The 16,177-nt window shown below is 58.6% G+C and carries 10 protein-coding genes and 2 tRNA genes; 3 read left to right on the top strand and 9 right to left on the bottom strand.

The genetic code is table 11. The features are described from left to right. Positions 1-179: 179 nt before the first annotated feature. Complete coding sequence (locus tag GC119_RS05575) at positions 180-1,451, bottom strand: heme/hemin ABC transporter substrate-binding protein (protein WP_070576074.1); 1,272 nt, start codon at positions 1,449-1,451, stop codon at positions 180-182. A gap of 176 nt (positions 1,452-1,627) precedes the next feature. On the opposite strand from GC119_RS05575, the gene GC119_RS05570 reads away from it, so the two are divergent. Then, complete coding sequence (locus GC119_RS05570; protein ID WP_151952666.1) at positions 1,628-3,700, top strand: HtaA domain-containing protein; 2,073 nt, start codon at positions 1,628-1,630, stop codon at positions 3,698-3,700. Positions 3,701-3,949: 249 nt separating this feature from the next. On the opposite strand, the gene GC119_RS05565 is transcribed toward GC119_RS05570, so the two are convergent. Continuing rightward, positions 3,950-4,846: a 3-hydroxyacyl-CoA dehydrogenase gene (locus tag GC119_RS05565; protein WP_151952665.1), complete on the bottom strand. Its 897-nt coding sequence runs from the start codon at positions 4,844-4,846 to the stop codon at positions 3,950-3,952. A gap of 200 nt (positions 4,847-5,046) precedes the next feature. Then, positions 5,047-5,562 carry an aldo/keto reductase gene (locus GC119_RS05560; protein WP_151952664.1) on the bottom strand — a complete coding sequence of 172 codons (516 nt, stop codon included), beginning with the start codon at positions 5,560-5,562 and terminating at the stop codon, positions 5,047-5,049. Positions 5,563-5,654: 92 nt separating this feature from the next. Here GC119_RS05560 and GC119_RS05555 point away from each other — a divergent pair, with 92 nt between their 5' ends. Together GC119_RS05555 and GC119_RS10940 are read left to right on the top strand one after the other, a co-directional pair. Beyond that, on the top strand, positions 5,655-6,395 hold the full coding sequence (locus GC119_RS05555) for a CBS domain-containing protein (protein ID WP_193215627.1): 741 nt from the start codon (positions 5,655-5,657) through the stop codon (positions 6,393-6,395). A 231-nt stretch (positions 6,396-6,626) separates the two neighbouring features. Continuing rightward, entirely contained in the window at positions 6,627-9,905 is a 3,279-nt protein-coding gene (locus GC119_RS10940; protein ID WP_193215626.1) for a type ISP restriction/modification enzyme, read from the top strand. Between the two features lie 119 nt (positions 9,906-10,024). Here the strand turns inward: GC119_RS10940 and GC119_RS05540 are convergent, their stop codons facing one another. The 6 genes from GC119_RS05540 to gyrA all read right to left on the bottom strand — a co-directional run bounded on the left by GC119_RS05540 (position 10,025) and on the right by gyrA (position 16,059). Continuing rightward, positions 10,025-10,858, bottom strand: a complete 834-nt coding sequence (locus GC119_RS05540; protein WP_151952662.1) for an aldo/keto reductase — start codon at positions 10,856-10,858, stop codon at positions 10,025-10,027. Positions 10,859-11,012: 154 nt separating this feature from the next. Continuing rightward, entirely contained in the window at positions 11,013-11,630 is a 618-nt protein-coding gene (locus GC119_RS05535) for a hypothetical protein (RefSeq protein ID WP_193215625.1), read from the bottom strand. Between the two features lie 395 nt (positions 11,631-12,025). Then, positions 12,026-12,098 (bottom strand) — tRNA-Ala (locus GC119_RS05530). Positions 12,099-12,259: 161 nt separating this feature from the next. Continuing rightward, a tRNA-Ile gene (locus tag GC119_RS05525) sits at positions 12,260-12,333 on the bottom strand. A 130-nt stretch (positions 12,334-12,463) separates the two neighbouring features. Next, positions 12,464-13,492: a DUF3566 domain-containing protein gene (locus tag GC119_RS05520; RefSeq protein ID WP_151952660.1), complete on the bottom strand. Its 1,029-nt coding sequence runs from the start codon at positions 13,490-13,492 to the stop codon at positions 12,464-12,466. Continuing rightward, entirely contained in the window at positions 13,489-16,059 is a 2,571-nt protein-coding gene (gene gyrA, locus GC119_RS05515; RefSeq protein WP_226829306.1) for a DNA gyrase subunit A, read from the bottom strand. Before gyrA ends, GC119_RS05520 begins: the two co-directional genes overlap by 4 nt. Between the last annotated feature and the right edge of the window lie 118 nt (positions 16,060-16,177).

The following is a 16,177-nucleotide window of genomic DNA, read 5'->3' as shown; positions in this document are numbered from 1 at the left end:
CACCCTCCCGGAAGGCTTCTCACCGCGTCCCTCCCCCGGAACCCGGGCGGCAGGTGCCGAAGAAGCAGAACGGGAGCGGCGCCTCGTGCGCTGTTCGTCCAAAGGCGAACCGGCAAAAGGTGCGGGCGCATCGAAACGCTCAGCAGATCTGGAATGAGTAGTGCTCAAGGGTTTTCTCCTTAGGCGTCCGCTTCAGCGGACTTTTCCTGTGGGACGTAGGCGTATTCGGGGGCGTGAACCGCGGTGCCCAGGGCGGCGATGACCTCCGCGGTGCGTGGGCCGAAGCTCATGACTTCGTAGTCGCTCATATCGACAATCCGACGGTGTTTGCCGGCGGGAGTCTGCGCGATGCCCGGCAGTTTGAGGGCTTCGTCGATGCCGCCGACGCTCTCCAGGCCCTTCGTCATGACCAAAATGACGTCCGGGGCGGCCTTCACCAGGGCTTCCGCGTTGGTCGGTGACATGCCCGCAAAGCCGACTTCAGTCGCAACATCACGTCCGCCGATTGCCTGAATCAGAGAGTCTGCGCCGGAGCCTTTGCCGAACCAGTAGTAGATATCGCCGCGCAGATACAGGAACACCGTGCGCGGACGGTCCGCCGGATTGTCCGGTGCGAGTGCCTGGATTCTCTTTTGGGTTTCGGCGATTTCCTTATCGACGCGCTTGGCCAGCTGTTCACCCGCATCCTGCAGGCCCAGCGCTTTGGCAACCGCAACGATCTGCGGGCTGACGCCCTGCACACCGTCCTCTGTCGCCGATGGAATGAACACCACCGGGATGCCGGCATTGCGCAGCTGAAGCTGAACGTCATAGGGACCAATCGTCGAATCGGTCAGCACCACTGTGGGTGCCAGATTGAGGATTGCCTCCGCGTTGAGTTCGTGCCCGTTCTGGGTAACCAGCGGAAGTTCTTTCTGGCCCGGCATGAGCGACGACATCTGCGTGGAAACATCACGGCCGACCAGATTGCAGCCCAGACCCAGGCCGACAACCGCGGCGGCCAAACCGCCGTTTTGGTTGAGCGCCAGAATTCTCGAGGTGTCACGCACCGTCTGTTCGGGGCCATCGTCCGAGGTGACAGTCACCGGGAGGGTCTGCTGCTGATCTGCGAAATCTGCAATCGGCCGGATTTCGGAGGCCTGGGTGTAGGCAGTGGTCGGGCCGTGGATCTTGCTGACCGGACGTTTTTCGGAACTGGGAACATCCGGGATGTTCGGAAGCTGCGCCGCCGAGGTTGCCGGCGGGGGTACGCACTGTTGGGAGTGCGCGACATTGAGGGTGCCGACGTTGTGGAAACCGTTGTTCCACAGAAAAAGCCCAACGGCGAGCACCGCTGCGGTTGCCGCGGCACGCCGTTTTCTTCGGCGAGGCATACGGCGCAAAGCCCGATTCAGGCCTCCTGGGCGACCGGGCTCTTCAGCCCGGCGCCACGCTCGAGAGTTGAGTTTCATTGCTTCCTTTTCTGTTCGGGTGCGCCTGAGGCACTCAACAAACATTCACCAAACCGTGAGTTGACTTACAGGGTGACTGTCACTAAGGATAGCCTTACCTAAACGTTTTAGGTCAAGTTAGTTTCTCGTAAATCAGTTGCGAACTGTACGCACGACGTAAGTCCACAAGGAGAACAATGAAGTCATCATCGAGCGCGCCTTCGCGCCGCAATTGGCGCGCCTGCCTGGCCGGAAGCGTGGCACTCGCGCTGGGCGGGGCCGGTCTGCTGTCCGCGCACCCCGCCCAGGCCGCAGAACTCAATGTTTCGGACGCTGTCTTCAGCTGGGGTATCAACGCCGAATCCGGTGCGGGCGCTTATGCTCCCGGCACATGCAACTTCCTGTCCGCCGGTGTATCCGGCGATGCCGGGCAGTCCTCGCCGTGGTCAAAGGAAGATGCCGAAGCTAAGAAGCTCTTCAGCCCGGAAGAGGGCAATGTCAAGATCCTGCGGCCTACCGCTGATGGCGGCACACAGCCGATCACGTGGGACAACAAGTGCCAGACCCCGGAAGGCGAGAGGCTCAACACGTGGAACGGCGACAAAGCCAAGCGATCGGGCAACTTCGTTGAGATCTCCGGTGGCAAAGGCACAATCGACCCTGAAACGAATTCTGGAACCATTCAGTGGGAGGGTTCGTTCACCCTGGTGTACTACTCCGGGTACACCTACTGGTCGGTGAGTGACCCGAAGCTCGAGGTGAAGAACGGCAAGGGCAAGCTCACCGGCACCTTCTCCGGCTACGGCACCGACATGGAGGACCTGTCCAAGTGGGAAAAGCTCAACCCCGTTGAAGGCACCATCGCCGACTTCGAAAACAACAAGGTTGAGCTCGATGAAAACGGCTTCACCGTCACCCCGGACTACGAGGGCATCGACAGCGGACAGCCAGACCAGAACAAAGAAAAAGACGGCTGGGGTTCATTCCCCAAGAGTTGGGTGGACTACAACGTACAGACCGGCCAGACCCAGTACTGGTACACATCCGGCGGAGCTGCGGACCCACGCAAGAAGCCCACTGAGATCACCGTGAAGTACACGGCCGAAGAGCCTGAACCGCAGGTCGATGAGGAGACGATTAAGAACACCACTAAGAGCACGCCCTCTGTTTCTGACAAGGGCCTGACGGTCAATGTGACCGGCGAAGGCTATGGCGTGCTGCCCAAGGCCAGCACTGGTCGGGATGCCAACGGTGTCTACGTCGCAATTGTCGACCGTAAGGTCAAGAACAGCGAAATCGAACTATCACGTCCGTCCGCTAGGTCGGCTGCCGTTGAAAAGTCGTCGAAGGAACCGGTTGCCGTTGAGTACATTCCCAGCAGCAACATCAAGGACGGCAAGCTCGACGCCCAGGCGACCGCAGCAGCAGACAAACTGAACAAGGACACCGACTACGACACCGTCGTATGGGTAGCCCACGGCAACCCGAACGACGACACCGTCCTCCACCGCTCCAACATCAACCTCACCGACGAACAGAAGAACTCGCTGTTCCCGGCAGAAGAGCCCAAGGAACCGGAAGCCCCCGAACCGCAGGATCCGAAGGAACCGGAAACTCCTGACACCCCGGAAAACGGCGGCGACAAGCCGACCGACCCCAAGGATCCCGAGGCTAACGACCCCAAGGATCCGGAACCGCAGGACCCGAAGGATCCCGAAGCCAACGAACCCGAAGCACCCGACACCCCGGACAACGACGGCGACAAACCCGAGGACCCCGAGGCTAAGGACCCCGAAGCGCAGGACCCGACCGAGCCCGAAGCACCGGAAAACGGCGACGACAAGCCGACGGATCCGGGCGCCAAAGAACCCGGGACTAAGGATCCCGATGTGAACGAGCCCGGCACCCCGGACAATGACGGCGACAAGCCCAAGGACCCCGAGGCTAAGGACCCTGAAGCCAAGGACCCCGAAGGGAACGAACCGGACGCTAAGGACCCCGAAGAGGCTCCTGAAGCAGGCGAAAACGACAAGGGAAAGCCGGATGCCAAGGACCCTGAAGACCAGAAGCCCGGTGCGGAAGCTCCTGGAGCTGACAAGCCCGGCACCTCGGGAACTTCAGGTTCACAGGACAATGGCACGAAGCCGAGCTCCTCTGCCTCCGGCAGCCTGCCGCGCACCGGTGCGACCGGTCTGGCAGTTGGGCTTGCTGGCATCGCACTGCTTGCAGTCGGTGGAGTGGCCGTAATCATTTCTGGTCGCCGAATCTAAGCAAAGCGCAGGAGTTCCTGCACTGACTCTCTCCTGGCCGGTCGGGCGAAAGCCCGGCCGGCCGTTCGCTTCCCACCCTTTCGACAGGCATCGAACCGCCAGACCTTTATGCCATCTGTATTAGGGGTCTGTGGCACGGATTCATCCGCGCAGATGGTAGGTCAAGCCCAGGGGCCGGCTCCCCCGAGAAGGGTCGGAAGTCTGCGCTTCTTCTTGCCCCAGCAGAAACAGCAACTGGGGCTCAGCGCATTACTTCGTGAAGAAGTCGTTTGCGCCGGTGATGTTGCCGGCATCGTCGTAGACGTAGAAGCCCTTGCGGTCAGCCACGCCGCTGAATCCAGCGTCGATGGCCTCCTGGAGCTTGTCGGCGAAGCCCTTGCCGATCTCTGTGCCGGAGTTGCGGGCAATGTGGGAGGCAACGTGGAAGCCGACGACGTCGTAGACCTCGAACGGACCGCGGGGGTTGCCTGTTCCGAGTTTCCAGGCGTTGTCGATGTCTTCGGGGTTGCCGACTCCATTCATGTACAGGTCTTTGCCTGCGTTCAGCCACGGAATGAGCATCGAGTTCAGGAAGTAGCCGGGGGTTTCCTTCTTCACGTAAGCGGGAACCATGCCGGTTTCTTCCGCGTACTTCAGTGCTTTTTCGACGAACTTTTCGTCCGTCTTCGGGGTTCCCATGACTTCGGCGAGGTTCTGCTTCCAGATGCGGTTGGCGTAGTGGATGGCAAGGAAGCGTTCGGGAGCGCCGGACGAGTCAGCAAAGAGCGACGGCAGCAGCGACGAGGTGTTCGTCGCAAACACGGTTCGCTCATCAGCCAGCTTGCCCACCTTTTCCCACGTCTCGCGCTTGAGTTCAAGGTTTTCTGGGACTGCTTCGATGACGATGTCCGTGTCTGAAACTGCCTCTTTGAGATCAGTGGTGGTGGAGATCCGCTTCAGAGCTTCATCGAACTTGTCGGCAGTGAAGTCCTCAAGGTCTTCTTCGTATCCGGCGCGCATCCAGTCCCAGCGCGCGGGAAGTTTATCGAGCGATTCCTGGAAGGCATCGTAAATGGTGACGTCTTTGCCGTGGTATGCGGCCTGCATGGCGATCTGTGATCCGAGAACGCCGCCGCCGAGGATGCTTACAGTCTTGAACTCAGTCATATTTGTCATCTCCAAAGAGAAAAGTCCTCTTATTCGCGCGGGTCAACATCTCTGAGATCTCGAGCTTTCTGCCAGTTGGCCCTCTATCTACGCAAATGCCTGGGCGCCGCGAATTATTCCGTTGGCGATTCCGTCTGTGCAGGTGCTTCGATCGATGCGATCGCCAGAGCCGCTCGGGCTGCGGTCTTCGCGGACAAACCTCACCATTCCTCGTGCTCGCGGCTGTCCCACGCGTGTTCTTCTCCGAGATCAAGCGTGGCCAGCAGGGCGCGGTCATCGTCATCCAGCTCGAAGTTGAAGGTGGCATTCGAGGCCTGACACTGCGGGTCTTTCGACTTGGGAATCACGATGATGCCTTGATCAACAATCCACTTCAGCACCACCTGGTGTGGGTCGACGTCATGCTTGGCAGCGATCTTGTGAACGACAATCTGGTCGAGCAGGCCTTCACGCATACCGAGCGAGCCCCACGCCTCAGTGACGATGCCGTGTTCGGCGTGGAAGCGGACAGCCTCACTGCGGGCCAGCGCAGGGGAAAGCTGAATCTGATTCATCACCGGCCATACCCCGGTGGCGTCGTGCAGTTCGGTGAGCTGCTCGGGACGGAAGTTCGACACACCCACGTGGGTGATGACGCCTTCCTCCTTCAGCTGCACGAGGGTTTCCCACGTCTCAACGGTGAGTCCGCGCGACGGGTTAGGCCAAGACCCGAACACTCAATGATCCAGACGGATCTCCACTGGTCGAGTGTTCAGATGCGTAAGTCAGATAATGGGATGACCACATGTCATTGACGAAAGGTTATGTTGTGACGCCAACCCTCGAGTCCGACGAACTGCTTGATCGATTCCTTTCCGCTGTCGAGGAGATTGTGGAGATCCTCTCGAAAAGGTACAACCGCGAATTTAAGGGCATCGGTGAAGCAATACGCACTGCCAAGGATCGGAAAGATCCGGTCGTCCAGAATAACTTCAGTTTGCTGAGAACACTGGCCGACCTCCGTAACGCAATTCAACACGGTGACCGCAAACAGGGGAAACCTGTTGCGATACCGCGCGAAGACATAGTCGAGCTCATCGAAACTTTAGAGAAACAGATCAGGCAGGCACCACAGGTGAAGGACCACATGATCAAAGACGTTGATGTGCTGTCCTCCAATCATTCATTGGCCGATGCAGCTGCCGAGATCATCAAATACAACATCTCCCAGATGCCTGTCTATGACGGTAGGCAGTACATCGGCTTGTTCACCACCAATGCCATGGCGCGCTGGGTCAGCAAGCACATCGATATCGACGGAGTGTTGATGGCTGAGAAAGTCACCGTTGCAGAGATCTTAGAGTGTGCTGAGGAGAACGAGAAGGAGAAGTTCTACAAACCCACCACACCTGTCCACGAAGTCTGCAGTGATTTGGGCTCTGCCGATGGACCTGTTGCCTGCTTGATCACGACCGATGGCAAAAAGACCGGCCAGCTCCAAGGACTGGTCACACGCTTTGACGTCTCCAGGATTCTCAAGGAGACGTCGATAGAGAATAGACGTCGATGATTCACAGTGGTCGGCGTGGTTCGGCGGTGTGGTTCGGCGGCTTACGCCTCACTTAACCGCTGAGGTCACGTGATCAGTTCCTTACCCACCAGTTCGTCATCCGGACAGAGTCCACCGTTGAGTAACGAAGGCTCGTGACGAAGATCAGTGCGTGCTGATCCACCGTTTCAATCAGCGAACTGTCAATAATGGGTTGATAAACGAACAACTTCACAATGGCGAGGTGTTGGTATGGCCGTCGATGGCGAACAGATTCTTAAACTGGCTTCGGATTACTCGACCCAGGTTCAAAGTGCTATGAGACACAGCATTGCTGCTGACCCAGAGGCTCAACTGACGGTTCCGGTATCCAACCTGTTCAAGGCCCTGTCCGAAAGGTTTGGGATCGGTGAAATGGATCTGATCCGTGAAGCACACTTGGACGGCGTTAGGCCGGATTTCGCTGTGACCTTGAAAGGGAAGCCGCGCGGATGGATTGAGCTGAAGGCTCCGGGTCACACATTAGTAGGAGAGAAGTGGCGCGGTCGTGAGAAGGATCAGTGGTCGCTTCTCGCTGAGCTTGATGCATTGATCGTGTCGAACGGTCAAGAAGCATACTTCTACCGCACCGGCTCGCTTGTCTCGGCAGCAAAGCTCCCCATCGACAACCCCGAAAAATGGGACCCGAGGGAGCTCCAACGAATGTTGGAGTTGTTCGTGGCGACGAAACCGACCCCGATCAAAAGGGTCAGCCAGCTTGCATCACGCTTGGCTCCTTTGGCCAAGTTCATGCGCCTCCGCCTTGACGAAGGCTTGGAGAACAAACGTCGAGAGGTGATTGAAGCAAAAGAGGCGTGGGACCAAACAGTCCACATGACCACCTCGTCCGAACAGTTCTCCAGCGATGTCGCCCAGGTGATCGCCTACTCGATGGCAATTGCCGGACTCACCGGTCAAGCGGACCGAGACCATGACGGGGTTTTGACACTGCTAGAGGCGAAAGACACTCTCAGCATCGGGAACCGCAATGTCTTGGCCGCTGCACTCGGACCCGTGCTTGGAATCCCTGAACTCATCGAATACATCAACCCGGAGTTAGAAGCGATTGTTCGCCTCATTTCGAGCATGGACACCAAGGCAATCAGGTCGGCCCAAGACTCGCGCGGTGAGGCATGGCTGTGGTTCTACGAAGACTTCTTGGGGAAGTACGACCCCGAGGCGCGCAATCGGTCTGGTGTCTACTACACCCCGACAAGTGTGGTGAACTGCCAGGTCAGGATCGTTGACGACATCCTTCGCCGTAGATTCAGACAGAGACTCGGGTTTGGTTCAAAATCAGTTATCACTCTCGACCCTGCTGCCGGTAGCGGCACTTACCCCCTGGCGGTGATCGATCGAGCGTGCGATGTTGCCCATGATGAGCGTGGTAAGGCGGGCGTTGAGCAAGTGGCTCGCAATCTGACGAAGAACCTCCTGGCGTTCGAAATCCTTCCAGGTCCGTTCGCGGTCGCACATTTGCGTATCGGTGAACGCTTGGTCCACAACGTAAATCAGATCTTCCAAGACAGTGACATCGGCGTCTACCTCACTGACACGTTGGAGGATCCAAACATGCCCACACGCAGGGGCCTGTTCGGTGACGCGCGAATTCTGGCTGAAGCTGCCGAGAAAGCTCGGAAGATCAAGGCGGAGCAGAGGATCACTGTGGCGATCGGTAATCCACCCTACGATCGTGGTACTGCCGGTATGGGGGGATGGGTTGAATCAGGCGACTCCAACAACGGTCCGCTGTTCGACGATGTGATCAATCCGGCAAAAGAGAATGGTGTTATCTTCTCGGCGCAGGCATCGTTGTACAACCTGTACGTGTACTTCTGGCGATGGGCTATCTGGAAAGCGTTCCAACAAGCCCCTGAAGACCAAGCTGTCATCTCGTTCATCACGGCGTCGTCGTGGTTGAATGGACCGGCATTCGTTGGGCTACGAAAACTCGCAGTCGACACTGCGAATGACATCTGGGTCATCGATCTCGGCGGCGAGGGACGCGGTGCTCGGAAAGAAGAAAATATCTTTGATATCCAGTCTCCGGTAGCGATCGTCACTCTTGTGAAGTCAGGTAAGGCCAGTAACGCAGCGAACGTCTACTATCGCCGCGTTCATGGAACACGTGAAGAGAAGTTCGCGGAGCTGGACAAAATCGATCGTCTCCACTCGGACGACGAAGGATGGACGCTGGTGTCTGCGCCCAACGGCGAAGAGTTTATCCCGAAACCTGCCGCTCACGGTTGGTTTAATTACGTTCAGCTACTAGATCTATTTCCTTGGGGTCAACCGGGAATCAAGTACAACCGCCTTTGGCCCGTTGCACCTTCAAGAGGCGTGTTATCTCAACGTTGGCGAGAACTTCTCGCTGACGAGTCAGCGTCGAAACGCGCCGAGAAGTTTGTCACCTCAAAGACTGGTAGAAACATTTTCACAAAGGTGTCTTCGCTACCAAAGATTGCTGATCTTCCAGTTGATGCCGAATCCCAACCGTTAGTTCGTCTTGGATGGCGGTCATTCGACAGACAATGGACTTTTGATGACCCTCGTCTCGCAAAAACAGACAGCCCGGCGCTATGGCAATCCCTGTCTCCCAAACAGTTGTTCATGATTTCACCCTGGTCTGAACGAATCAGCGACGGTCCGGCAGCTACAGTTTCGACTGCAGTTCCCGACCTCCACTCGTTCATCGGCTCCTGTGGGGGGAAGGATGTCATACCTCTCTATCGAGACGCTGAGTGTCTTCAACCCAATATCTCAAATGGTCTCCTTGAGTACTTAAAGGCCGGTTTGGGCCGAGAAGTTTCGCCCGAAGACTTGCTGGCTTACTGTTTCGCTTTGGTCGCACACGATGGGTATAGCCGGATGTTCGAGGAGCCGCTTGGATCTTCTCCAGTTCGCGTTCCGATGACCAAGAGCCGAGAACTCTTCGACCGTGCTGTGGTGCTTGGCGAAGAACTGTTGTGGTTGCAGACATACGGCGAACGTTTCGTCAGCAAGAATCGTCCTGAAGGCGTGGTGCCGAGGATCTCTGGGCTGTCGTGGGAGAAGTCGGTAACGACTCTTCCCGAGTCAACGAAGTCGATCAGCTACGACCGCACTTCCCAGCACCTCCGCATCGGAACCGGGCTCATCAAGGGAGTTCGTCCGGAGGTATGGGACTTCAACGTTTCGGGAATGAACGTTCTGGACAAGTGGCTGGGTTCACGTACCAGCAAAGGAATCGGTCGTGCTGCAGGAAAAGCTGCAACGCCACTTGATCGAATCCGACCTACCGAGTGGGAAGACGAGTGGAACGACGAACTTCTCGATCTGCTTCGTATCCTCACCAGAACAGTTGAACTAGGCGAACAGCAGATTGAGCTACTTGAGGCCATCGTCAAGTCGGACCTGTTCACGCCGGATGAGCTTCCTAAGCCGACCGACGATCAGAGAAGAGTTCCCAAGACGATTGAGCGAGAGTACGGACAGAGCACATTCAGCTTCTGACACACATTGCCCCGATGGATCGGTTCCACCGGGGCGATGCTATCTCTGAAGGTCCGGTCAGACCGGGGTTCAGGACGTGCTGTAACCGAGCCGCCCGCGCGTGAAACTCGTCGGGAAACTCACCATTCTTCGTGCTCGCGACTGTCCCAGGCGTGTTCCTCTCCGAGATCGAGTGTGGCAAGCAGCGCGCAGTCATCGTCGTCCAGCTCGAAATTGAAGGTGGCATTGGAGGCCTGGCGCTGCGGATCTTTCGACTTGGGAATCACGACGATGCCTCGATCAACAATCCACTTCAGCACCACCTGGCGGGGGTCGACGCCATGCTTGGCAGCGATCTTGTGAACGACAAGCTGGTCGAGAAGGCCTTCACGCGTACCGAGCGGGCCCCAGGCCTCAGTGATGATGCCGTGTTCAGCGTGAAAGCGGACAGCCTCAGTGCGGGCCAGCGCAGGAGAAAGTTGAATCTGATTCATCACCGGCCACACCCCGGTGGCATCGTGCAGCTCGGTGAGCTGCTCGGGACGGAAGTTTGACACACCGATGCGGGTGATGACTCCTTCCTCCTTCAGCTGCACGAGGGTCGCCCACGTCTCAACGGTGAGCCCGCGCGACAGGTTCGGCCAGTGAATGAGCACGATATCGATTGTGTCGACATTGAGGCGGCGACGCGATTCGTCGACAGCGGTGCGCGTCGCTGCTCGACCGTGTCTGCCGCCGGCCACCTTCGTCGTGATCAGCACCTCGTCGCGCGCCACACCGCTTCGACGAATGCCCTCGCCGACAGCAGTTTCGTTGTTGTACTGAGCGGCGGTGTCGAGCAGACGGTAGCCCTGCTGGAGGGCGGCAGCAACGGCCTCGGCTCCAGGGTTGCCCTGCAGACCGTAGGTGCCAAGCCCGACGAGCGGGACGGGGGTGCCGTCGGAAAAGTTGATGGTGGGAATGGTGAGCGTCACGGTGCCTCCTGGGAATCGGCATTCAGTTCGAGTCTATGCCGTCACACACAAGCCAGCCGCCAGCATTGGGCAGTTGGGTAGCAGATCAGCGCAACCACCATGGCGCCTCGTCCTCTGCCCACGACGCACTCCGTCGTCCTGCACAGCTGTGATGTCACCAATGCGCGGCAGGGTCCTCCGGTTTCTCACCGTCTTCCGGGTTCTCGCCGTGGGCCTGCATCCACAGCTCCTCGAACAGCTCAAACAGCGAATTGATAGGCGGATCCGTGGCAGCCTGCGTCCTAATTACATTGTGCCGTGGCAACAGCCCCCCGGAACCGAACGGATAACCGGAGTCCCACCGATTCCCCCGGCGCAGCTCATTCGTCCAGGCATGATCCTCAATCACGAAGCAAACCTGACTGTCCTTGTCAGGATTCTTGCTCAACGGCGGAATATTCAGCCAAAACGAATGCACATCCTTCCAGCGCACTCGCCACGAATGAGTCCGAATCTCATCCTCAGTCACTGTCAAATGCCGCGGACGACGCCACGCCATCCACGTGTAAACCTGGAACAGGCACATTGCCGGAAAAGAAACCACCACGAATATTCGCAGCGCTTGCAGCTTGGCACCGCCCCATTCGTACAATGCCGAAGGCACCCCCAGGATGATCGGCACGGCCACCACCCACAGCACTACCCCCAACACGAACGCCGGCGCCCACGCGTCAGTACGCACCCGCACCTGCAAAGGGAACTGCACATCCTTAAGCCTCAGCTGCTCAGCCATCCATCGCCCTTTCAACTGCAAAGCCCTCAATAGCCACAAATCATCTTCCAGAACCACACGGTTCGACAACCCCACCAACATCGCAGCAACTCGAAGAAAGCGAGAACAGGACCGTGCCGACCGAGGTCTGCCATGCCACCTCCAAGGCAAATCCAGAAGGTTGCGTTCTCTTCCTGCACCAGGATAGACAGCGGGTGCGTCCCGCGCATAAACCAATTCGAAACCCGTATCTTCAGGTCCGAGTTTGAAACAATATCTTCGGGCCAAAGCGCACATTCTGGCCCAGCCGTGGAGATCCACCAGCAGCAAGTAGAGGAGCTTCAGCCGGGGAGTGGAAACCCAACAGAACACCAAACACAAAAAATCCCGAAGCCGAAGCTTCGGGATTTCATTTGTGGAGGTAAGGGGACTCGAACCCCTAACCCTCTGCTTGCAAAGCAGATGCGCTACCAATTGCGCCATACCCCCAAGAGGTGAGTCTCATTCTACCCTGTCGGTGTATTGAGACCAAGTGCTGTGACCTTCCTGCCTCTTCTTGCGAAGAACTAAGACTGTCAACAGTCCGGCTGCGGTTGTTGCCGCGGCACCGTACCATCTCTTCACGAAATCCTCCGATCTGAGTTGGTTCGTGGGCCTACGTGGACTTGAACCACGGACCTCTTCGTTATCAGCGAAGCGCTCTAACCGCCTGAGCTATAGGCCCCTTCGGGGTGAACCGAAAAACAACTATAGCCCTAGCTTCGCCACAATGCAAAATCGATCCCGATCGCCCCAACCTGGCCACAAAAACGCAGGCCCCGAGCGTACTCGGGGCCTGCGCTGTGAAGAGGAAATCAGTCGTCCGTGAGCGTCAGATGGAAACCGCCCACCAGACTCGAACCGATGTTGTAGATGATCGACGTCAGGGTCGACAGCGCGGTCATGAGAATCACATTGACCACGGCGATGATCACGCCGAAGCTGAGAATTCTGCCCAACCCGAACACCTCCAGCAGCTGGTCAGCACCTTCATCGCCGGCGAATTCAGAAAGCGCAGACTGCAGATTTCCGAACGTGCCCGTCACGTGAAGCACCAGCCACAGCACGAAAAGCACAACGATTGTGGCAATGCCCAGTGCGAGTGCCAGCATAAAAGTCATCTTCATCACCGACCACGGGTCGACTTTCGCCACCGCCAGTCTCACGGTGCGCGGACCCTTGCGCTGTGCACTGCCGGACATCCGCAGCCCCTGCGACGAGGATGCCTGCACGGAGGAGGGCCCAGACGCGGAGCTGTGCGAAGCTGCACCTGAACCAGACGCCGCTCCGGTTGCATGGGAACCCGCTCCGCCGGAGGCACTGACCGACTGGGTCTGCGTGGCGTTCTGCGAACCCTGCGCCGTGGTCCGCGTGCCGCTGGTCTTCATGACCGCAGTCTGCGAATCTCCCTGCCGAGAACTCCCGGTTCCGCTGGATGAGGGTCCCGAAGCTGCCGAGGTGCCTGCCCCACTGCCGCTTGTGGTGGCACCGCCGCTTGTGCTGGCCCCGCTGCTGGCGCTGGCACTCTTACTGCCGCTGCCACCACTGCTGCCAGCGCCACGAGATTCGGCTCCGTCTTTTTTGCCGCCGATCCGCACGCCCTTCGATGTCGAATGCACCGGTCCCGAAGCACCGTGATTTGATGCAGACTGCGGCTTTTCGGCCGAGCCTTCAGCACTGCCGGCGGACCCTTTGGCAGTCGACGACTCCGAGCTGCTGCGCTGAGATCCTGATTCTGGGGTTTCAGCCGCAGATTTGGCCTCATCGGCATCGCTGGATGCTGTCAGGCGTGTTGATCCGGACGACGTCCGAATGACCTTGCTTGGCGTTTCGCTGTTGCTCACTGCTCATCACTCCCGTTGGCGGCGGAGTCCTGCACGTCGCCTTCCACTGCGAGAGCGTCCTCTTCCAAGGTGCCCGAAACAGTTTCGTCGACTGCGTCTTCGTCAAGTTCTTCGTCTTCGTGGCCGGAACCGCGGGTCACTGCCATAATACGGTCGCGCTTGCCCGGCTTTGCGAAAACAACGCCCATTGTATTGCGTCCGGTCTGCGGAACCTCAGCGACTGAGGAGCGGACGATCTTGCCGCGTTCCATAATGACGAAGACTTCATCATCATCTTCGACAATGAGGCCGCCGACCAACTCCCCCCGCTGATCGGAGAAGCGGATCGCACGGATGCCGATTCCGCCTCGTCCCTGCAGGCGGTACTCCTCAACGGGAGTGCGCTTGGCAAAGCCGCCGGAGGTCACAACGAACACATCGGTTCCCGGGGTGACAACGTCCATGGCGAGCAGAGCATCGTCATCCCGGAACTTCATACCGGTAACACCCGAGGTGGCGCGTCCGGTGGGGCGGATCGTTTCGTCATCCGCGGAGAAGCGAATGGACATGCCCTTCTTCGAAATGAGCAGCAGGTGATCTTCGCTGTTGACCAGGCGAGCCGAAACGAGTTCGTCCACTGCTCCGTCCGGGGTTTCGCGCAGGTTGATGGCAATGACACCGCCGGTGCGGTTCGAATCGTATTCGCCAAGCCGCGTCTTCTTCACCAAACCCGACTTGGTTGCCAACACCAGGTAGTCCGCCGCATCGTAGTCGGCAATGGACAGAACCTGTGCAATCTCTTCATCCGGCTGCAGAGCCAGGAGATTCGCAACGTGCTGTCCGCGCGCATCCCGGTGAGCTTCGGGAAGTTCGTAGGCCTTAGCGCGGTAAACCCTGCCCTTGTTGGTGAAGAACAGCAGCCAGTTGTGGGTCGAGGTGACAAAGAAGTGTTCGACCACGTCCTCACCGCGCAGGCGAGCACCGGCAACACCCTTCCCGCCCCTGCGCTGTGCACGGTACAGGTTGGTCTGCGTGCGCTTGGCATAACCGCCGCGGGTGATGGTGACGACCACCTGCTCTTCGGGGATGAGGTCTTCCATCGACATGTCCCCGTCAAAGCCGGCCAGAATCTGGGTGCGACGGTCATCGCCATAGCGTTCGACAATCGCATCGAGTTCTTCCGACACGATTTCGCGCTGCCGGGCCGGAGTTTCAAGGATGTGGTTGTATTCCTTGATCAGCTCTTCGATCTTCTGCGCTTCTTCTTCGATCTTGAGGCGCTCAAGCGCTGCAAGACGGCGAAGCTGCAGGTCAAGAATTGCGTTTGCCTGGATTTCGTCAACGTCGAGCAGTTCCATCAGTCCGGTGCGTGCTTCGTCAGACGACGGTGAACGGCGAATGAGGGCAATCACTTCGTCCAGTGCTGAAAGCGCCTTGAGGTAGCCGCGCAGAATGTGTGCGCGCTCCTCGGCCTTGCGCAGGCGGAAGCGGGTGCGGCGAACGATCACGTCAATCTGGTGCTTGACCCACAGGCGCAAGAACGCGTCAATCGACAGAGTGCGCGGCACATTGTCGACAAGTGCCAGCATGTTCGCCGAGAAGTTCTCCTGCAGCTGCGTGTGCTTGTACAGGTTGTTCAGCACGACCTTCGCCACGGCATCGCGCTTGAGCACAATCACCAAACGCTGACCGGTGCGGCCGGACGATTCGTCGCGCATATCGGCAATGCCCGCAACCTTGCCGTCCTTGACGTAGCTGGCGATCTTCGCTGCAAGCGAGTCCGGGTTGACCTGGTAGGGGAGTTCAGTGACGACCAGGCACGTGCGTCCGTGGATTTCCTCGACTTCAACAACCGCGCGCTGCGTAATCGACCCGCGGCCGGTGCGGTAGGCGTCCTCAATGCCCTGGCGGCCCAGAATTGTGGCCCCACCCGGGAAATCGGGACCCTTGATGATGCCGAGCAGCGCCTCGAGCGCCTCTTCGTTAGAGGCCTCGGGGTGGCTCAGCAGCCACTGTGCACCGGCTGCGACTTCGCGCAGGTTGTGCGGCGCAATATTGGTGGCCATGCCGACGGCAATACCTGCCGAACCGTTGACCAGCAGGTTCGGAAAGCGCGACGGCAGGTAGACCGGCTCCTGATTGCGTCCGTCGTAGTTGTCCTGGAAGTCGACGGTCTCCTCTTCAATGTCCCGGACCATCTCCAGGGACAGGGGAGCCATCTTGCACTCTGTGTAACGCGGAGCAGCCGCGCCGTCATCACCGGCCGAACCGAAGTTTCCCTGACCCGAGATCAGCGGGTAGCGCATGTTCCACGGCTGGACCAGGCGCACAAGCGCGTCGTAGATAGCCGAGTCACCGTGCGGGTGGAAGTGGCCCATGACATCGCCGACCACGCGCGAACACTTCGAGAAGCTGCGATCCGGCCGGTAGCCGCCGTCGTACATGGCGTACAGCACACGCCGGTGGACCGGCTTGAGGCCATCGCGGACATCCGGCAGAGCACGGCCCACAATGACCGACATGGCGTAGTCCAGGTAGGACCGCTGCATTTCGGCATTGAGGTTGACCTGCTCAACACGGGCAGCCACCTGGGTGCCTGCGCCGTCGACCGGGTGCTGTTCTTCAGCGTTTACGTTATTGTTGTCTTCTTCGGCCACCTGACCGGATCCTCCGTTGATAGAAGCCTAAGCGGATCTGTGTCGAAAC

Source organism: Brevibacterium sp. Marseille-P9724 (genome assembly GCF_902500275.1).
Lineage (GTDB): Bacteria > Actinomycetota > Actinomycetes > Actinomycetales > Brevibacteriaceae > Brevibacterium.
The sequence above is the reverse complement of the archived record's forward strand: the minus strand, read 5'-3'. Positions and strand labels throughout refer to the sequence as shown.

Bases quoted from the DNA above. Each gene is read 5' to 3' on its own strand.
- GC119_RS05575 (WP_070576074.1), bottom strand. From the start codon at position 1,451: ATGAAACTCAACTCTCGAGCGTGGCGCCGGGCTGAAGAGCCCGGTCGC.
- GC119_RS05570 (WP_151952666.1), top strand. From the start codon at position 1,628: ATGAAGTCATCATCGAGCGCGCCTTCGCGCCGCAATTGGCGCGCCTGC.
- GC119_RS05565 (WP_151952665.1), bottom strand. From the start codon at position 4,846: ATGACTGAGTTCAAGACTGTAAGCATCCTCGGCGGCGGCGTTCTCGGA.
- GC119_RS10940 (WP_193215626.1), top strand. From the start codon at position 6,627: ATGGCCGTCGATGGCGAACAGATTCTTAAACTGGCTTCGGATTACTCG.
- GC119_RS05535 (WP_193215625.1), bottom strand. From the start codon at position 11,630: ATGGCTGAGCAGCTGAGGCTTAAGGATGTGCAGTTCCCTTTGCAGGTG.